The organism is Kitasatospora sp. NPDC022785 (assembly GCF_055561295.1).
Genome location: NZ_JBVHHB010000014.1, coordinates 1 through 18756, shown reverse-complemented (window position 1 = coordinate 18756; position 18756 = coordinate 1). Strand labels below are relative to the sequence as shown.

The window sequence follows — 18756 nt, the reverse complement described above, 5'->3', positions numbered from 1 at the left end:
CGCAGGCGGCCGGTCTCCCCGAGACCGGCCGCCTTCGCGCGCCCGCGGGCCCCGCGTCCGGTTCGGGTCCGGAGCTCAGGTCTGCAGGCAGTCGTCGTACTGCTGGTTGCATTCGTCGTGGCACAGCTGCCACTCGTAGAAGTTGCCCATGTCGAGCTGGGGCTGGCACTGCTGATCGCAGGAGTCGAGGCGTTGGCCGCACCTGATCAGCCGCTGCCGCTCCTCCTCGGTGAACATGGGGACGATCCGTTCTCCGGTGGCGCCGCCGTGCGGGCCCGCCGGCGGCCGGGTCGTCGCGTACCGGCCGGCACCCGGCCGGAGGGAGGCCTCAGCGTGGAAGCCGGGGATGGCCATGATGATGCTCCCGTCAGGTGGTCCGATGGAGACCGTCGGCACCAGTCGGCCGGCGCTCCTTCGCGGGCCTCCCCGGGCGCCTCCGGGTGAACGGCCCGCTCCGTCCAGGCTACGCCGCAGGGCCGTCCCGAACCGGCCCCACCGGCCCCGGGGTTTGCACGTCCGGCCTGGCGGGAGCAACCTGGAAGCAGTGGATGACCGCGGGCGACCGAAGCCAGGTCTCCCCGGCTCCCCCCACGCGAGTGAGTCCGGTCCTCGCGTCCGAACGGCCCGGCACGTTCCACGACCCGGCACGTTCCACGACCCGGCACGTCCTGACGTCCCTGTCCCCGCGGCACCCGCGAGGGCGTCCGCTGCCACAGCGCTGCGCCCGGACGGTGACGGTGCGACAGGCGACGTTGAGGGCGGTGACGGTGAGGGAGATGACCGATGACCGACGGTGAGAGGCGGGACGACCCCGCCCGCGGCGGCGAGGCCCACCGTCCGCGCAGGGTGCGCGTCCCGGGCTTCATCACCGACGAGGAGATCGGCCTCGGGGACGCCGTCAGGCGAGTGACGAGCACGATCGGGATCAAGAGGCCCTGCGGTGGTTGTGAGCGGCGTGCGGCCGCGCTCAACCACCGGGTGGTCCTGTCGCGGGGCCGTGCTCACCAACCGTGAGCGCGGTGACGGACCGTGACGTGAAATCCGTGACGGTCCGCAAAGGCTTGACGCGAGCGTGACGTGAGGAGTCACCGATGGAGCAGGAGTACCAGGAACGCCCCGACCTGTTGGACGACCTGCCGATGGAGCAGGAGTACCAGGAACGCCCCGACCTGTTGGACGACCTGCCGGCGGACGACCCCGACCGCCTCGGGCCGGCCCTCGCACCGCCCGCCGCCACCGCTGCGGCCGCTTTCGTGACCGCCGCCGCGATGCCGGACGGCGGCTGCGGACACCACTGCGAGAGCGGGGACCCGACCGCGGAGGCGGCCGGGGACGACTCCGGGCAGGGCGGCCGCTACTCGGCCGGCGGCTACGTCTACGTGCTCGGCCAGGTCGACTACCGGTTCCCGAGCCTGGCGGTGGAGAAGGAGGTCGCCCAGGCGGTGTACCGGTCCGACAGTGCCGAGCTGACCGACCGGCAGGCAGTGCACGCGGTCGTCTCCCAGCCCGAGAACCGCTACCTCGCACGCCAATTGTGCTACGTCCTGAGCGTCCAGGGGATCGAGACCTACCTCCTGAGGCCGCGGGACCCGGTGGAGTTCGACAGCCTGGTCGCGGCCGTCCGGCCGGAACCCAAGGGCTCCGACCTCGACGTCGTCATCGGTCACCGGGGGCCGCTCGCCCCGTCCGGTCTCTGCAACGGCCTGACGCTTCCGGTCGTCTCCTTCGACCAGATCTACTCCTTCGACACGGAGGAGCTGGTGGCGGCGATCGACCGCCCCGAGGGGATGCCCGAGGCGCTGTTCGAGGCGTCCTCCAGGGAGCTGCTGCACCGGGTGATGCAGCTGGGGGACAACGCGGGCGACACCGACGAGCACCGCGCGTTGAACTACCTCGCGGTCCGCTACCCGCGCATCTACGAGAAGACCGTGGAGGCCTTCGCCGCCGACTCCTCGCTGAGCGGGGTGAGCTTCCGAGACTCCCGGCTGAGCGGCGCCCGCAGGATCATCGACGTCCTGTTCTGCTACACGGGCCGCCGGACGGACGTCACCGAGAAGTTCTTCGTCCGGGTCGACGTCACGGAGCAGTTCCCCTTCCTGGTGAACAAGCTGTGCCCCTACTACGACCGTTGACCCGCGCCGGCCGGGCGCGGAAGAAGGAAAGAGGAGATGACGATCCCGGGATTCACCGCCGAATCGGCGCTCCACCACACGGGCGGGCACTACCGGGTGTTGCGCCACGGCTCCGCACGGGGCCCGCAGATGATCGAGGGGCAGGGCGAGTTCCTGACGCCGCTCTGCGAGCTGGAGTGCCGCGGGGCCTGCTCCGGCGTGTGCTCGCGCAACCCCGGCGGCCTCCGCTGCAAGCAGTGCCGGAAGTGGTGTCTGGACGACTGCGACACCGGCCCCCTCGGCTGACCGGACAGGGCACGACCCGGAACGGACCGGGCCGCGGCCGGCCGGGCCCGCGCGTGCGGAGAACGCAGACGGGATGAACGACGCACAGGGGACGCCCCGATGACGACACCGTTCGAACAGGTCGGCCTCGCGCGGCTGATGGCACGGGGCGCGGGCAGGCCGGAGGTCGTCGTCGCGGTGGTCGACGGCCTGGTGGCCCTGGACCACCCGGGCCTCGCCGGGCGGCGGCTGCGCCTCCTGACGGATGGCGGGAGGGGCGGCAGGCCCAGCGGGTGCAGCCGCTCGGGCGGCGGCCCGGCCTGCCGCCACGGCACTTTCGTCACCGGTCTGCTCGGCGCTGGGCGCGGGTGGGAGCCGCCCGGCATCTGCCCCGGCTGCACCTTCCTGCTGCGCCCCGTCTTCGCGCCCGACCGCCCGGGCTCGCGCACCGCCCCTGCCACGCGGCTGGAGGACCTCGCGGCCGCCGTCGTGGAGACCGTCGACGCGGGCGCCCGCGTGCTGAACCTGAGCGTCGCGCCGGACCGGCCCGCCGGCACCGGGCACCGCGAGCTGGAGTGGGCGCTGGACCACGCCGCCAACCGCGGCGTGATCACGGTCGTGGCCGCCGGGAACCAGGGTGCGGTCGGCACCTCCGTCCTCACCCGGCACCCCTGGACGATCCCCGTGATCGCCTACGACCGACGGGGGCGGCCGATGAGCCTCTCCAACCTGGGGGGATCGATCGGTGGGCGCGGCATCGGCGCACCGGGCGAGGCCGTCAGGGGCCTCGGCACCGGGGACCGCCCGCTCGTGCTCACCGGTACCAGCGCCGCCGCCCCGTTCGTGGCGGGCACGGTCGCCCTGCTGCTGTCGGAGTTCCCCGCGGCGCCGCCGGCCGAGGTGCGGGCGGCCGTCCTGCGTACCGGTTCCGGGCGGCGCCGGACGGTGGTGCCGCCCCTGCTGGACGCCTGGGCGGCGTACACCGAGCTGCTGCGCCCCGGACCGCCCGGGGCGCGGCCCGTTCGCGGACCGGAGGGCCGGCGGGTCACCTCCCGTGCTGCGACCGGTCCCCGATGAACTGGAGTTCCGCTGATGATCACAGTTTTCCGTATCGATGCACCCCCGACCGGGATCGAGCTCAAGGGGGACGGGAACCCCGCCCCCGAGCGGATCGAGGAGGAGAAGGAGGCCCGGCAGGCCTTCCTGGACGCGGTGTCGCCCTATTTGGCGGCGCTGCCGGAACGGCCGGTCAGCCATTCCGGCAACGTCGCGAAGGTGGAACTGCTCGGCGAGGACGTGGTGTCCCGGATGAACCGGTACCTGCTGCTGGTGACCGTCGACATCGGCGATCCGCGCATCGATTTCGAGTCCTTCGTGCCGCACGGGACCACGGTCACTCCGGTGGAGGGATTCTTCAGCCCGATCTCCCGGTGGCCGGACGGCGATCGGCGGTGATCCGCGGCCGGCCCGCCGCCCCGGGCGGGGCCCGTCACCCCCGGGCCAGGCCGGCGACGTGGTCGGCGATCAGGTCGAGCATCTGCGCCGAGCCCTCGTCGCCGAGCACGAGCAGGTTCAGCGTCAGCCCGTCCGTCACCGCGGCCAGGTAGCGGGCCAGTACGTCGGTGGGGACGCGGAGTTCGAAGCCCGCGTCGCGGCGGAGCCGGTCCAGGAGTTCGGTGTAGGCGGCGGAGTACAGCTCGTACTGCCGTCGCGCCAGCTGCTCGAATCCGGGCCGGCGCAGCGCGTACTGGGTGAGTTCGTAGGTGAGCATGTGCTCGCCGGGGTTGGCGGCCACGTGGTCGCGGTAGGCCTGGAAGCCGGCCCGGACGGTCTCCCGCAGGGTGGCCCGGGGCCGGATCGCCTCCCGCACCACCGTGACGGAGTGGTCGGTGATCGTCGCGATGACGGACTCCAGCAGGGCCTGCTTGGAGTCGAAGCAGTAGTGGAAGACGCTCAGCGACACGCCCGCCTCGGCGGTGACCGAGCGGGTCGTGGTGGCGGCGACACCGTCGCGGGTCATCGCCCGGATCGCAGCCTCGGTGAGCTGCCGGCGCCGCTCGGCGGACGGCATCCGTGTCATGGGGTTCCTCCCGGTCGCGGCCCCGGCCCCCGGCGGCCCCGGTCGAGAGGGACCGGGGCCGCCGGGGGCCGGGAGGCCCGTCAGGTGCTGTAGACGCCGACCTCGTGGAGCGAGTAGCCCCACTGGGTGCCGCGCTGCAGCCCGTGGACGCGGATGTACCGGGCCGGGACGCCCGTGAACCGTGCGGTGTCCAGGCCGCCGTCACCGGTGGTGGTTGACCAGACGGACTGCCAGGTGGTGCCGTCGGTGGAGACCTCGATGCGGTAGGCCTTTCCGTAGGCGCGCTCCCAGTCCAGGGTGACGCGCCCGACCAGGCTGGTGCCGCCGAGGTCGACCTGGAGCCACTGGTCGTCGCTCCAGTCGCTGGCCCAGCGGGTGCCCGGGTCGCCGTCCACGGCCCGGCCGGGTGCGTAGCTGGTGAACGGGTTCCACTCCGAGGAGGCGGCCGAGGCGGGCGAGCCCGCCGCCAGGTTCACCCCGGCCCGGTGGTGCTCGGACGCCCCCCAGGTGGTGAGGTAGGACTCGGCGCCGCGGAAGAGGTCGTCCACCACGTCCTGGCCGCCGACCAGCCGGATGTCCTCCAGCCAGTCCGGGACGAGGCCGTAGTGAGCGGCGCCGTCGGTGTTGATGTCCCAGGTGCGGGAGCCGGTGGTCTGCCGGTCGATGACGGAGCCGCCGTCCATGCTGCGGAACGGGTACTTCACCGGGTTGGCGGTGTCCGCGCCGCGCGGGCCGGGCCAGCCGCCGACGCCGTTCATGTCGGTGCCGTAGCCGTAGCCCACGTGGTACTGGTCGCGCAGCGCGTCGGTGCGCTTCGCCTCCGTGCTGAACGCCTCGGCGCCGTTCATGTACTGGGCGACGAAGCCGCCGAGCTTGTAGACCCGCTCGGTCCAGTCGAGGTCCATCCAGCTGTGCGAGGAGATCACGCCCGGGTACGACTCGGATTCGAGGATGTCGAAGGAACGGTCGGCCGCCTTGACGCTCATGTGGTCGACCTCGAGCATCATCTTGCGTTTCATCATGCCGCGCACGGCGTACTCGCCGAGCTCGGTCAGCCCGCGGGTGTTGCACTGGGCGTCCGTGGCGTAGGACGGGACGGCGACGCCCGGGGGCAGTTGCTGCTGGGCGGCCGGCGCCGGGGCGAGGCCGATGGGGTGGTCGTGCTGCGGCCCGGCGCACTTCTCCGTCTGCCAGAAGGTGCCGGTCGACAGGAACTGGCCGACGTTGATCGCCGTACCGAGGGCGCCCTCGTCGAAGCGGACCCCGCACAGCGCGTTGTCGAACTTGTGGCAGAGGAACATGCTGCGCACGCCCAGCCCGTAGAGCTCGTCAAGGCCGCGGTCGATGTCGGCCCGGCTGCACTGCGGGACGTCCAGGATCTGCTTGCAGCCGAAGGGTTCGGAGGTCTCCACGCCCAGGACGACGGCCAGCTTGCCCTGCTTGACCACCTCGCGGGCCTGCGCGCTGTCGGTGACGATCCGGAACCAGCCCTTGCCCGGTCCGCCGTACATCGTGTCGATGTAGGCCTGCAGGTCGTACGTCTTCTGGGCCTGCAGGCGGATGGAGGTCATCTCGTCGCAGCTGCGGTCCTTGAAGAAGTAGACCGAGCAGATCACGCCGTTGGTGACCAGGTCGTTGACGAGCACCCGCTGGCCGCCGCGCCAGGCCCGTTCGATCCAGGCGTAGTAGTTCTGCTGGTGAGTCAGCGAGTCGTGGGCGGGCCAGTCCGCGAAGGTCGGCCAGCCGACGGGGTCGTGCTTGCCGTCGCCGCCCTTGGTGATGAAGTCGAAGATCGCGAGCGAGCCGTCCGGGTAGTGCTCCGGGCAGTCCTTGAGCGCGTCGGCGACCCCGGCGGGGGAGAAGGACTGCCCGCAGATGAGCCGGCCGCCGAAGGCCTCGTTGGCCATGATGTGGTCGTGCGCGTCGACGAAGCCGCGGACCTTCCCCTGGGCGTCGGTGCCCTTGAAGGGTTCGCCCGTGACGTTGATCTGCGAGTCGGGTGAGGGCCGTGCGGTCGGGTTCCACCAGCCTGCCTCGCTCGCCGCCCCGGGGGCCGGTGCGGCGAGCGCCACGGCGATCAGGGCGAGGAGGGAGGCCAGGAGGGTGACGAGTCTGAGCCTGCTGTGGGGGAGTTGAGTCATGGTCACCACTCGGGTCCGATGAGCGGATGACGCGGTCGAGGAGCCGGATCGTCCGGGGGCGCAGCCCGTCCGGCCGACTGTCATGTCCCGCGTACTCGGTGTGACGAGAATCGCCACTGTTGGACTCCGAGTCAATAGTCCGGGATGGATGACCTGATGACACGTCAAGGGCGCCCGGCGTCACCGTCCGACGCGGGCGCCCACTCCCGGGGTCAGGCCTTCTTGACCACGCTCGACTTGAGCTGCATGGGGCCGAAGCCGTCGATCTTGCAGTCGATGTCGTGGCCGTCGACCCCGTCGACCAGCCGGATGTTGCGGACCTTGGTGCCCGCCTTGATGCCCGAGGGGCTGCCCTTGACCTTGAGGGCCTTGACGACGGTCACGGTGTCGCCGTCGCTGAGCACGTTGCCGACCGAGTCCTTGACCACCCGGTCGCCGGCGGCACCCGACTCCTCGGCCGCGCCCTCGGCGGGCACCCACTCGTTGCCGCACTCGGGGCAGACCATGAGGGCGTTCATCTCGTAGGTGTACTCGCTGGAGCACCGGGGACACGGGGGCAGGTTCTCGCTCACCCGGCCAGAATATCCGAACGCGGCTACGAGTCGCGCTCCGTGGTCACCCGGATGCCCTGGGTGGTGGTGCCGGCTCGCAGCGGACCTCCGGCGCAGACCTCAGACCAGGAAGCCCCGCAGTAGTGCGGCCGTCGCGGCGAGGTGCTCCTCGGTGGCGCGGCGGGCGGCCTCGCCGTCGCCGTCCAGGATCGCCCGGACCATCGCCCGGTGCTGGTCGGCGGCGTGCTCGATGTTGCGGTCCAGCATCGGGATGGCGTTGAGCAGGTCGTTGAGGCGCATCCGGGCCTCGGCGATGCCGGCGGCCAGCGTGCGCGAGCCGGTCAGCTCGCCGACCGCGAGGTGGAAGCGCGAGTCCAGCTGCCGGTACTGCTCCGCGGGCGCACCCTCCAGGTCGGCCAGCCGGCGTTCCAGGTAGGCCCGCTGGTCGGGGGAGAGGGCGCGCCGGGCGGCGGCCTCGGCGGCGCCGGCCTCCAGCACCAGGCGGTAGGTCAGCGCGTCCTCCAGCTCGCCGCCGAGGTCGCGGGCGGCCCGGCGCAGCTCGGCGACGTCCGGCGGCGGCATCCGGTAGGTGACGAAGGTGCCGCCGTAGCGGCCGCGGCGCGGCTCGACGCAGCCGGCCTGCTGGAGCGTGCGGAGCGCCTCGCGCAGGGTCTCGCGGCTGACCCCGAGTCGGGCGGCGAGGTCGCGCTCGGCGGGCAGTCGGTCGCCGTGGCCGAAGACGCCCAGTTTGATCGCCTGGAGGAGGCGCTCGACGGTCTCCTCGAAGGCGTTGCCGGTCCGCACGGGCCGGAAGATCGCCCCGGCCTGCCAGTCCACGCGGGCCTGCTCGCGTGCTTCGTCGACGTCCACGCCGGAATCGTACCTATGAGCGCTCCCCGCAGCCGCCCCCCGCGCCGCTCTTGACGCGGCCCCGGCGGGGGGTGAACGATGCTGCTCACCACCCCAATGGTCTGAATGCAGGCCATTGAAGAGCCGCCCGACCGTCTCGCCCGCCGGGGAGGCGCGCCACATCGACGTGGCCGCGCACCGCCCCGGCACACCTCAACCCCCAGGGGTGCCCATGACCGACGAACGCTCACCCGACCACCCTTCCCCGCCGGTGTTTCCGGTAGGCACATCCCCCGTTTCCGCCGACGAACAACGGCTCCGCGAGCTGGGATACACCCAGGAGCTCGCCCGTTCGATGTCGGGCTTCTCCAACTTCGCCGTCTCCTTCTCCATCGTCTCGATCCTGTCCGGCTGTCTCACCCTGTACGGGACGGGGATGAACGCCGGCGGGCCCGCGATGATCATCTGGGGCTGGCCGGTGGTCGGCCTGCTGACGCTCTGCGTCGGGCTGGCGATGGCCGAGATCTGCTCCAGCTACCCGACCGCGGGCGGCCTGTACTACTGGTCCGCCAAACTGGCCCGCAGCCGCGGCCCTGCCTGGAGCTGGTTCACCGGCTGGTTCAACTTCCTGGGCCAGGTCGCGGTGACCGCCGGCGTCGACTACGGCGCCGCCTTCTTCGCCAACGCCTTCCTCACCCTCCAGTTCGGCTTCGCGGCCACCCCCGCGCACACCGTGGAGATCTTCGCCGTCATCCTGGCGCTGCACGGGCTGCTCAACACCCGCGGCGTACGGCTGGTCGCCTTCCTCAACAACCTGTCCGTCTGGTGGCACCTGGTCGGCGTCGCCGTCATCGTCGGCGCGCTCGTCCTGCTGCCCGACCAACACGCCTCCGCCTCCTTCGTGTTCACCGAGTTCGTCAACAACACCGGCTTCCACAACCAGCTCTACGTGGCCATGCTCGGCCTGCTCATGGCCCAGTACACCCTCACCGGCTACGACGCCTCCGCCCACATGACCGAGGAGACCCAGGACGCCGCCCGCTCCGGCCCGCGCGGCATCGTCAACGCCATCACCGTCTCCCTGGTGGCCGGCTGGATCCTGCTGCTCGGCATCACCTTCGCCATCCGCGACTACGACGGCGCGCTCGACAGCGAGACCAAGGTGCCGCCCGCGCAGATCTTCATCGACGCCATCGGCACCAACGGCGCCGAACTGCTCCTGCTGATCGTCATCGGCGCCCAGTTCTTCTGCGGCATGGCCTCCGTCACCGCCAACTCCCGCATGATCTACGCCTTCTCGCGGGACGGCGCACTGCCCGGATCCTCCCTCTGGCACCGCATCGACCCGCGCACCCAGACCCCCACCAACGCGGTCTGGCTGGCCACCGGCGGCGCCCTGCTGCTCGGCCTGCCCGCGCTGTGGAACTCCACCGCGTACACCGCCGTCACCTCGATCTCGGTGATCGGCCTGTACATCTCCTACGTCATCCCGGTCTACCTGCGGCTGCGCCAGGGCGAGGCCTTCCCGCGTGGCCCCTGGCACCTGGGCCGCTGGAGCCGGATGATCGGCATCGTCGCGGTCGGCTGGACGGCCGTGATCACCGTCCTGTTCATGCTCCCCACCGTCAACCCGATCACCGCCGAGAGCTTCAACTACACGCCCGTGGCCGTCGCCGTGGTCGTCGGCTTCGCCGGCATCTGGTGGCTCGCCTCCGCCCGCCACTGGTTCACCGGCCCCCGCCTCCACGAGACACCGCCGGGGCCCGCCGCACCGGACGCCGAAGACGCCGAACTGGAGATCCGTTGAACAGCCCCAGGCTCACCCTCGACGAGCTGCGCAGCCGCGTGGCCGACGGCTCCGTCGACACCGTCGTCCTCGCGATGACCGACATGCAGGGACGCCTCCAGGGCAAACGCGTCGCCGCCGGGTACTTCCTCACCGACGTCGTCCCGAACGCCGCCGAGGGCTGCGGCTACCTGCTCGCCGTCGACGTCGACATGAACACCGTGGACGGCTTCGAGATCTCCTCCTGGGAGGGCGGCTACGGCGACCTCGTGTTCCGCCCCGACCTCGCCACCCTGCGCACCGTGCCCTGGCACCCGGCCACCGTCATGGTCCAGTGCGACATCACCCACCACGACGGCACCGCCGTCGCCGTCTCCCCGCGCCAGATCCTGCGCCGCCAGCTGGAGCGGCTGGCCGGGTACGGCTGGCAGGCCCACGCCGCCACCGAGCTGGAGTTCATCGTCTTCCGGGACACCTACGAGCAGGCCTGGGACAAGGACTACACCCGGCTCACCCCGGCCAACCAGTACAACGTGGACTACTCCGTCCTCGGCACCGGCCGGATCGAACCCCTGCTGCGCCGGCTGCGCAACGGGATGGCCGGCGCCGGCCTCACCGTCGAGTCGGCGAAGGGCGAGTGCAACCTCGGCCAGCACGAGATCGCCTTCAAGTACGCCGACGCCCTCACCACCTGTGACGACCACTCCGTGTACAAGACCGGCGCCAAGGAGATCGCCGCGCAGGAGGGTTACAGCCTCACCTTCATGGCCAAGTACGACGAACGCGAGGGCAACTCGTGCCACGTCCACCTCAGCCTCCGTGACGAGCAGGGCGCGCCGGTGTTCGCCGGGGACCGGCCGCACGGGTTCTCCCGCACCATGGAGCACTTCCTGGCCGGACAGCTCGCCTGCCTGGCCGACTTCGCGCTGCTGTTCGCCCCCACCGTCAACTCCTACAAGCGGTACGTGCCCGGCAGCTTCGCGCCCACCGCGATCGCCTGGGGGCGGGACAACCGCACCTGCGCCCTGCGGGTGGTCGGCCACGGCCCGTCGCTGCGCTTCGAGAACCGCGTCCCCGGCGGCGACGTCAACCCGTACCTGGCGGTCGCCGCCCTGATCGCGGCCGGGCTGCACGGCGTCGAGCAACAGCTCGAACTCGAACCGGAGTTCACCGGCAACGCCTACGCCTCCGACGCCCCGCGGGTGCCGGCCACCCTGCGCGACGCGGTCACCGCCTTCGAGCAGAGCGCCGCGGCGGGCGAGGCCTTCGGCAAGGACGTCGTCCGCCACTACGCCCACGCCGGCCGGGTCGAACTCGCCGCCTACGACCGGGCGGTGACCGACTGGGAGCGGCGCCGCGGATTCGAACGACTGTGAAGCCGCGACGAACTCCGCGACCGGCGTCGCTTCCGGCGTCGCTTCCGACGCCCGACCTGCCGCGCCCGACGCCGCGACCGACGCCGCGACCGATGTCGCGACGAACTCCGCGACCGACGCCCGACCTGCCGTGACCGTGAACCCCAGAGAGCGACCGTGACCCGTGACCACCGCCGACGCCCCCTGATCGGCATCACCAGCTACCAGGACGAGGCCGCCTGGTCCGTCTGGCGCCAGCGCGCCTCGCTCGTCCCGCAGACCTACGTGGACGCCGTCGCGGTGGCCGGCGGCACGCCCGTGCTGCTGCCGCCGCAGCCCGGCGGCGTCGGCCACCTGCTGGACGCGCTGGACGGCCTCGTCCTGGCCGGCGGCCCCGACATCGACCCGGCCCGCTACGCGGCCGCCGCCGACCCCCGCACCGGCCCGCCGCACCACGCCCGCGACGACTGGGAGCTGGAACTGCTGCGGGGAGCCCTCGTCCGCGACCTGCCGCTGCTCGGCGTCTGCCGCGGCATGCAGCTGCTGAACGTCGCCCTCGGCGGCACCCTGCGCCAGCACCTGCCCGAGCGCAGCCACCAGATCGTCCCGGCCGAATTCGTCCGCCACCGGGTCGGCGTCCACGACGGCAGCCGGCTCGCCACCGTCCTCGGGCCCGCCGCCGAGGTCTCCTGCTACCACCACCAGGCCGCCGACCGGATCGGAGCCGGGCTGCGCGCCACCGCCCGGGCCGCCGACGGGACGGTGGAGGCGCTCGAACTGCCCGGCCACCGCTTCGCGCTGGGCGTGCAGTGGCACCCCGAGACGGACCCCGACGACCACCGCCTCTTCCGCGCACTCGTCGACGCCAGCTTCGTTCCTGCCAGCGACAGGGAGACAATCCGATGACCGACCCCGACCTCTACACGGTGGTCAACCCCGCCACCGAGGAGGTGATCACCACCGTCGAACTGGCCGGCCTCGCCGAGACCGACGCCGCCGTCGCCCGCGCCCGGGCCGCCTTCGACACCTGGCGCAGGGTCGCCCCCGCCGACCGGGCCCGCCTGCTGCGGGCCTTCGCCTCCGCCGTCGACGGCGACCGCGAGCACCTCGCCGCCCTGGAGGTCGCCAACGCCGGCCACACCATCGGCAACGCCCGCTGGGAGGCCGGCAACGCCCGCGACGTCATCGAGTACTACGCCGCCGCCCCCGAGCGGCTCTTCGGCCGGCAGATCCCGGTCGCCGGCGGCCTCGACGTCACCTTCCAGGAGCCGCTCGGCGTCGTCGGCGTCATCGTGCCGTGGAACTTCCCGATGCCGATCGCCGCCTGGGCGCTGGCCCCCGCCCTCGCCGCCGGCAACACCGTCATCGTCAAACCCGCCGAACTCACCCCCCTCACCGCCCTGCGCCTCGGCGAACTCGCCCTCGAAGCGGGCCTTCCCGAGGGAGTGCTGCAGATCCTGCCCGGCCGCGGCCCGGTGGTCGGCCGGCGCTTCGTCACCCACCCGGACGTGCGGAAGGTGGTCTTCACGGGCTCCACCCCGGTCGGCAAGGAGATCATGGCGGGCTGCGCCGCCCAGGTGAAGCCGGTCACCCTCGAACTCGGCGGCAAGAGCGCCAACATCGTGTTCGCCGACGCCGACCTCGCCAAGGCCGCCGCCACCGCCCCCTACGCCGTCTTCGACAACGCCGGCCAGGACTGCTGCGCCCGCTCCCGGATCCTGGTCGAGGCCTGCGCCTACGACGAGTTCATGGCGCAGCTGGAGCCCGCCGTCCGGGCGGTGCGGGTCGGCGACCCGGCCGACGAGAAGACCGAGATGGGCCCGCTGATCTCCGCCGCCCACCACGCCCGGGTCGCCTCCTACGTCCCGGACGGGTCGGCGGTCGCCTTCCGGGGCAGCGCCCCCGACGGGCCCGGCTTCTGGTTCCCGCCGACGGTGCTGGCGCCGGTGCGGCACGACGACCGGGCGTTCACCGAGGAGATCTTCGGCCCGGTCGTCACCGTCGTCCCCTTCCGCGACGAGCAGGACGCCCTGCGCATCGCCAACGCCACCGAGTACGGCCTCTCCGGCTCCATCTGGACCAGGGACGTCGGCCGCGCACTGCGGGTCTCACGCGGGGTGGAGGCCGGCAACCTCTCCGTCAACTCGCACTCCTCGGTGCGCTACTCGACGCCCTTCGGCGGCTTCAAGCAGTCCGGTCTCGGCCGCGAGCTCGGCCCGGACGCCCTCGACGCCTTCACCCAGACCAAGAACGTCTTCATCTCCACGGAGGAATGATCAGCATGAGCGAGCGACTCGACGGCCGGGTGGCCGTCATCACCGGCGCGGGCAGCGGCATCGGGCTGGCCACCGCCCGGCGGTTCGCCGCCGAGGGGGCCAAGGTGGTCTGCGCCGACCTCGACCCGGAGACCGGTGCCAAGGCCGCCAACGAGGTCGGCGGCCTCTTCGTCCAGGTCGACGTCACCGACGAGGACGCGGTGCGCGACCTCTTCCAGCGGGCCGTGGACGAGTACGGGCGGCTCGACATCGCGTTCAACAACGCGGGCATCTCCCCGCCGGACGACGACTCGATCCTCACCACCGGCCTGGACGCCTGGAAGCGCGTCCAGGAGGTCAACCTGACCAGCGTCTACCTCTGCTGCAAGTACGCGATCGGGCACATGCGTCGCCAGGGCAAGGGCTCCATCATCAACACCGCCTCCTTCGTGGCCGTGATGGGCGCGGCCACCTCGCAGATCTCCTACAGCGCCTCCAAGGGCGGCGTGCTGGCGATGTCACGCGAGCTGGGCGTGCAGTTCGCCCGCGAGGGCATCCGGGTCAACGCCCTCTGCCCGGGCCCGGTCAACACCCCGCTGCTCCAGGAGCTCTTCGCCAAGGACCCGGAGCGCGCCGCGCGCCGCCTCGTCCACATCCCCCTCGGCCGCTTCGCCGAGCCCGAGGAGATCGCCGCCGCGGTCGCCTTCCTGGCCTCCGACGACTCCTCCTTCATGACCGCCAACACCTTCCTCGTCGACGGCGGCATCTCCGGCGCCTACGTCACCCCGCAGTAACCCGCCACGCCACCACGGCCGGCCGGGGCACCCCAGGGAGCCCCGGCCGGCGCACCTGTGCCCGGGCGTCCCGCCTGTGCCCGGGCGGCCCGCCTATGCCCGGGCGAAGCGGTCGAAGTCGGCGGTGTCGTGGGCGCAGATCAGCTCCACCTCGTCCTGGCGCGTGCGGCGCAGCTCGCGCAGGCGCTCGCGGTTCTGCAGGCGGGCACGGCCGTCCACGGCCATCATCCGCTGGAAGGCGCTCAGCACGGGCGGCCTGCGCGGCGAGGCGGGATCGGTGTCGGCGCGCGAGAAGTAGGCGTCGCCGCAGTGCAGCAGCCAGCGGTCCGCGTCCGCGTCCCGGACGGCGACGCCGCAGTGGCCCCGGGTGTGCCCGGCCAGCGGGACCAGCAGGAGGCCGGGCACCTCGCGCGGCAGTACGGGGAGCGCGCGGAAGCCGTACCAGTCCTCGGTGGCGTCGTCCGCCCGGTGCTCCGCCCAGCGCGGGCTGTGCGCCCACTGGACGGGGCGGTAGCGGTCCCGCTCGCCGCGGGTCGGCGGCGCGGTGGCGGCCCGCAGTTCGTCGGCCAGGACGTGCACCTCGGCGTGCGGGAAGTCGCCGATCCCGCCCGCGTGGTCGGGGTCGAGGTGGGTCAGCACGATGTGGCGGACGTCGCGCGGGTCGTGGCCGAGTGCGCGTACCTGGTGCAGGGCGGTGCGGGCGGGTTCGAGCCGGGGGCGGACGGCCCCCAGCAGCGCGCGGCCGAGCCGGCGGGGGTCGGCGACGTCGGCGGTCCCGAACCCGGTGTCGACCAGGACGAGCCCCTGCGCGCCCTCCACCAGCAGGCAGTGCGCCGACAGCCGCCCGACCAGCGGGCCGCCGCTGCCCAGCAGCAGCCGGCCCCCGAGCGGGCACATGGTGGCGCAGTCCAGGTGGTGGATGGTCATCTTGCCTCCGGGGTTTCGGATACGGGTGCCGCGCAGCTGCTTCAGGCGGTCCGCAGGTGGTCGTGGGCCGGGGAGCCGCCGGCCGCGCCGGCGGGCGGCCGGGAGAGCAGCCGGTCCAGCTCCTCGGCCGGCCGGACGTCCCCGTGCGCGGTGTACAGCTCGCCCGCCGCCCGCAGGTGCTCGCGGGCCTCGGCGGCCCGGCCCGTCCCGGCCAGGAACTCGGCGAAGTGGCGCCGGGTCAGGGCGTGGAGCCGCACGTTCCCGGTCGACCCGCACAGGCGCAGGGCCTCCCGCCAGACCCGCTCGGCCGCCGTCCGCTCGCCCAGTGCCCGGAGGGCGAGGGCCTCGCTGACCATCGCCCACAGGTGGGCGTTGGCGGTCGGGTTGCCGGCCAGCAGGGCGCGCGTCTCCCGGGCGTGCTCCAGCGCGGCCACGGGCTCGCCCAGGACGACCTTGAGGGCCGCCGCGTTGCTGAGCACGGTCGCGGCGTGCTCGCTCGGCCCGCTCGCCCGGATCAGCGCGAGCGCGGCCTGCGAGAGCCGGTCGGCGCCGGCCGGATCGCCGGACAGCGCGGTCATCGAGGCGCGGACGGAGAGGGCGTGGACGTGCAGGTCGCCGTCGTCCGGCGTGGTCCGCGCGACGGCCTGCGCGGCGAGCGGCAGTGCCTCAACGACGCGTCCGGTGGAGCCGAGCGCGCACGCCGTCGCCGCCTCCATGGCGGCGAGCCCCTCCCGGCCGCCGTCCAGCCGGGCGGCCCGCAACCCGATCCGCAGGCAGGCGAGCCGGTCGAAGACCCGCCCGGCGCCGTAGTACAGGGTGGCCGTCACCCGGGCCATACGCCAGGCGCGCTCGTACTCGCCGCGGTCGGTGGCGGCCGTCACCAGGGCGCGCAGCACCGGCTCCTCGGCGTGGCACCAGGCGAGCGTGGACGGGACGTCACCGAGCCGTGGCAGCGCCCGCGGCCCGGGCCCCGCCGGCCGGAACGGCTCGTGGAGCGGGTTGATCCGCCGCACCGCCAGGCCGGCGGCGACCAGCTCGTAGTCGACCAGGCTCCGGAACGCCTGCCGCCGCCGCTCGGCGGGGAGCCGGTCGAACAGCTCCGCGCCGTAGAGCCGGACGAGGTCGTGCCGCCCGAAGCGGCCGGGCGCGGGCTCCGACAGCAGATGGTGGGCGGTGAGCGGGCCGAGCGCGTGCCGGGCCCCGTCGGCGTCCGAGCCGAGCAGGGCGGCCGCCGCGTACGGGTCGACCTCGGCCCCCGGGTGCACGGCCAGCAGGGCGAGCAGGCTCCGCGCGTTCTCGGGCAGGTGCTGGTACGTCAGGGAGAGCGCCGTCCGGACGCCGGCCGCCCCGCCCGGGGTACCGAGGGCGGCCAGCCGGGTGCGCTCGTCGGTCAGCTCCGCCACCAGGTCGGCGACCGGCCGGCCGGGCCGGGCGGCGAGGCGGCCGGCCACGATCCGCAGGGCCAGCGGCAGCCGGTCGCAGAGCTCGGTCAGCCGCCCGGCCGACTCAGGCTCGGCCGCCAGGCGCTCGGCCGTCAGCGCGCGCTCCAGCAGGCGGTACGCGTCGGCGGCCGGCAGGGCGGCGAGCTGGCACAGGGCGGCGCCGTCGGTGACCACCAGGGCCTCCAGGCTGTTGCGACTGGTGACCACCGTGGCGCAGCCGGGCCCCGAGGGCAGCAGGCCGGCGACGTCGTCGGCGCACCGCGCGTTGTCCAGGACGACGAGCAGCCGGCGGTGCCGGGTCTGCTCCCGGAAGAGCGCCGCCCGCGCGGCCCGGTCCTCGGGGATCGCCGCCTCGGGCAGGCCCAGCGCCCGCAGGAAGCTCCCCAGCACCTGGCCCGGGTCGCCCGGGCCGGCCGGGTCGAAGCCGCGCAGGTCGGCGAAGAGCCGGCCGTCCGGGAAGCCCGCCGCGGCGCGGTGCGCCCAGCGCACCACCAGCGCGGTCTTGCCCACGCCGGCGGGGCCGGCCACCACGGCCAGGCCGTCCCCGGTCCGCTCCGGCCCGCACTGCTGGTCCAGCCAGTCGTCCTCGGCGTCGCGGCCGACGAAACCGCGCGGCGGCGCGGGCAGCCGGCCGGCCACCGGTACCGCGGGCGGGCCGGGCTCCCCGGCGGCTCCGCCGGGTGCTGCGCTGGGCCGGCAGGGCGGGTCGGCGGCCCGGTCGGCGGCCAGGACCTCGGCGAGGGCCTGTTGCAGCGCGGGCCCCGGGGTGACGCCCAGCTCCTCGCCCAGCCGCACACGGGAGCGGTGGTAGACGCGGAGCGCGTCGGGGCTGCGGCCGCTCCGGTGCAGACAGCGCATCAGCAGGGCCGTCATGGGCTCGGACAGGCCGTCCGCGCGGACGGCCTGCTCCAGCGCGGGGACGGCCGTGTGGCCCTGCCCGAGGCGCAGCTGCCGCCGCGCCCACGCGGTCAGGGCCCCGGTCCGGGCGTCGTCCAGCCCGTCGGCCAGGGCGCCGCGGAGCGGGGTGGCCGGGAGGCCGGCGAGGGCGGCGCCCCGCCAGAGCCCGAGCGCCTGCCGGAGCAGTGCGGCGGCGGCGGTGTCGTCGGTGGTCCTCGCGGCCCGCGCGGCCAGCTCCGCGGCGGCGACCGCGTCGACCGCGCCGGGGTCGCCGGTGAGCCGGTAGCCGGGCGCGCGGGTGAGCAGGGTGAAGCCCGAACCGGTCAGGAGCTTGCGCAGCGCCGCGATGTGGCCCTGCAGCGCCGCCTTCGCGTGGGTCGGCGGTTCGTCGCCCCAGAGCAGCTCGAAGAACCGCTCGACCGGCACCGCCCGGCCCAGCTCCAGCGCGAGCAGGGCGAGCACCGCCCGCCGCTGCGCGCCGCCCACCGCGAGGGCCTCGCCGTCCGCGGTGCACAGATCGACCGGGCCGAGCAGCCGTATCTCCATGGTTCCCGTCCTGACCTTCCTGTGTGCCGCCGGCGCGGCCGTCCCGGCGAAGGGGCCTTGGGCAGCCTACCGGCGAGTAACGGCGAGGTGGCACCCGCCGCCCGACGGGGTCCGGCGCCCCCGCCGTTCACTCCGGGCGTGGATGGAGGGGGCTGCCCGGCTCACGGAGACCGCGCCTCCCGGGCGGTCACCTGCCCCGGCGCGTTCGGTCCCCGGGTCGGGAGGACGCCCTCGCTCTGCTGCCGACCCGGGGTGCGCTGTCATCCGGAGGCCGGTGGGCCGCCCGCCAGGATGTCCGCGATCCGGTCGGCCTCGGTCATCTGTGGGACCGGCGTCGAGTCGGGCTGCTGCCCACGCGTGTTCGTCTCCTGAGCCGTGGTCGTGGCGGCGAGGTATGTCAAGGGGACCGTGGCCGGCCGGGCCGGGTGGTCGGACGTCAGCTCGTCGGGGAGGGGAGTGGCGATGGGCTCGGTCGCGGTGTCTGCGAACGGACTGCTACCGATGGAGTCGAAGAGGTCGAGGTCGAGGCCGTCCGGTTCGTCGAGGAGGTCGTGCTGGGTGGGTTCGATGGGTGGTTCGGGTTGGGTGCGGGTGTTTTGGGTGCGTCGTTCGGTGGTGGTGGTGAGGTTGCGTTGTTCGTTTTCGGTGCGTTGCTGGACGATGTCGGTGTAGGTGGCCTTGATGGTTTCCGTGGTCGTGAAGAGGTCGGCCAGGGTTTGGAAGCGTTTTTCCTTGGC

The 18756-nt window shown here is 73.5% G+C and carries 17 protein-coding genes; 9 read left to right on the top strand and 8 right to left on the bottom strand.

Annotated features, from left to right (window positions below; translation table 11 throughout):
• Positions 1-75 precede the first annotated feature (75 nt).
• The gene (locus tag ACZ3YO_RS22065) at positions 76-354 is read right to left on the bottom strand and encodes a hypothetical protein (RefSeq protein ID WP_465571792.1); all 279 of its coding nucleotides are present in this window, start codon (positions 352-354) and stop codon (positions 76-78) included.
• A gap of 737 nt (positions 355-1091) precedes the next feature.
• On the opposite strand from ACZ3YO_RS22065, the gene ACZ3YO_RS22060 reads away from it, so the two are divergent.
• The 4 genes from ACZ3YO_RS22060 (at position 1092) to ACZ3YO_RS22045 (ending at position 3851) form a co-directional block, all read left to right on the top strand.
• Entirely contained in the window at positions 1092-2132 is a 1041-nt protein-coding gene (locus tag ACZ3YO_RS22060) for a cyanobactin maturation protease PatG family protein (RefSeq protein WP_465571789.1), read from the top strand.
• A gap of 36 nt (positions 2133-2168) precedes the next feature.
• Entirely contained in the window at positions 2169-2417 is a 249-nt protein-coding gene (locus tag ACZ3YO_RS22055; RefSeq protein ID WP_465543341.1) for a hypothetical protein, read from the top strand.
• 99 nt (positions 2418-2516) lie between these two features.
• Positions 2517-3473 (top strand): S8 family serine peptidase, encoded by a 957-nt coding sequence (locus ACZ3YO_RS22050; RefSeq protein ID WP_465571785.1) that lies wholly within the window; start codon positions 2517-2519, stop codon positions 3471-3473.
• A gap of 15 nt (positions 3474-3488) precedes the next feature.
• The gene (locus tag ACZ3YO_RS22045) at positions 3489-3851 is read left to right on the top strand and encodes a hypothetical protein (RefSeq protein WP_465571783.1); all 363 of its coding nucleotides are present in this window, start codon (positions 3489-3491) and stop codon (positions 3849-3851) included.
• A 34-nt stretch (positions 3852-3885) separates the two neighbouring features.
• Here ACZ3YO_RS22045 and ACZ3YO_RS22040 read toward each other — a convergent pair whose 3' ends face one another.
• The 4 genes from ACZ3YO_RS22040 to ACZ3YO_RS22025 all read right to left on the bottom strand — a co-directional run bounded on the left by ACZ3YO_RS22040 (position 3886) and on the right by ACZ3YO_RS22025 (position 8038).
• Positions 3886-4476, bottom strand: coding sequence for a TetR/AcrR family transcriptional regulator (locus tag ACZ3YO_RS22040; RefSeq protein WP_465571780.1), 591 nt, complete (start codon positions 4474-4476; stop codon positions 3886-3888).
• Positions 4477-4556: 80 nt separating this feature from the next.
• Positions 4557-6617: a discoidin domain-containing protein gene (locus tag ACZ3YO_RS22035; RefSeq protein ID WP_465571778.1), complete on the bottom strand. Its 2061-nt coding sequence runs from the start codon at positions 6615-6617 to the stop codon at positions 4557-4559.
• Positions 6618-6829: 212 nt separating this feature from the next.
• Entirely contained in the window at positions 6830-7189 is a 360-nt protein-coding gene (locus tag ACZ3YO_RS22030) for a zinc ribbon domain-containing protein YjdM (protein ID WP_465543332.1), read from the bottom strand.
• 99 nt (positions 7190-7288) lie between these two features.
• Positions 7289-8038 (bottom strand): FadR/GntR family transcriptional regulator, encoded by a 750-nt coding sequence (locus tag ACZ3YO_RS22025; RefSeq protein ID WP_465571775.1) that lies wholly within the window; start codon positions 8036-8038, stop codon positions 7289-7291.
• 334 nt (positions 8039-8372) lie between these two features.
• Here ACZ3YO_RS22025 and ACZ3YO_RS22020 point away from each other — a divergent pair, with 334 nt between their 5' ends.
• From ACZ3YO_RS22020 to ACZ3YO_RS22000, 5 genes are all read left to right on the top strand, one after another.
• Positions 8373-9824, top strand: coding sequence for an amino acid permease (locus ACZ3YO_RS22020; RefSeq protein ID WP_396321096.1), 1452 nt, complete (start codon positions 8373-8375; stop codon positions 9822-9824).
• A complete protein-coding gene (locus ACZ3YO_RS22015; RefSeq protein ID WP_465543329.1) occupies positions 9821-11179 on the top strand; it encodes a glutamine synthetase family protein in 1359 nt (452 codons plus the stop codon). The genes ACZ3YO_RS22020 and ACZ3YO_RS22015 overlap by 4 nt, the downstream gene beginning before the upstream one ends.
• 156 nt (positions 11180-11335) lie before the next feature.
• Positions 11336-12064: a gamma-glutamyl-gamma-aminobutyrate hydrolase family protein gene (locus tag ACZ3YO_RS22010; protein WP_465571770.1), complete on the top strand. Its 729-nt coding sequence runs from the start codon at positions 11336-11338 to the stop codon at positions 12062-12064.
• Positions 12061-13434, top strand: coding sequence for an aldehyde dehydrogenase family protein (locus ACZ3YO_RS22005; RefSeq protein ID WP_465571767.1), 1374 nt, complete (start codon positions 12061-12063; stop codon positions 13432-13434). The genes ACZ3YO_RS22010 and ACZ3YO_RS22005 overlap by 4 nt, the downstream gene beginning before the upstream one ends.
• Positions 13431-14207, top strand: coding sequence for a 3-oxoacyl-ACP reductase (locus ACZ3YO_RS22000; protein ID WP_465543323.1), 777 nt, complete (start codon positions 13431-13433; stop codon positions 14205-14207). Before ACZ3YO_RS22005 ends, ACZ3YO_RS22000 begins: the two co-directional genes overlap by 4 nt.
• Before the next feature lie 93 nt (positions 14208-14300).
• Here ACZ3YO_RS22000 and ACZ3YO_RS21995 read toward each other — a convergent pair whose 3' ends face one another.
• The 3 genes from ACZ3YO_RS21995 to ACZ3YO_RS21985 form a co-directional block, all read right to left on the bottom strand.
• Positions 14301-15134, bottom strand: a complete 834-nt coding sequence (locus ACZ3YO_RS21995; RefSeq protein ID WP_465571764.1) for an MBL fold metallo-hydrolase — start codon at positions 15132-15134, stop codon at positions 14301-14303.
• Positions 15135-15175: 41 nt separating this feature from the next.
• Positions 15176-18019: an AfsR/SARP family transcriptional regulator gene (locus tag ACZ3YO_RS21990; protein WP_465571761.1), complete on the bottom strand. Its 2844-nt coding sequence runs from the start codon at positions 18017-18019 to the stop codon at positions 15176-15178.
• A gap of 260 nt (positions 18020-18279) precedes the next feature.
• Positions 18280-18756 (bottom strand): hypothetical protein (locus ACZ3YO_RS21985; RefSeq protein WP_465571758.1); only part of this gene is annotated, 477 nt, incomplete at its 5' end.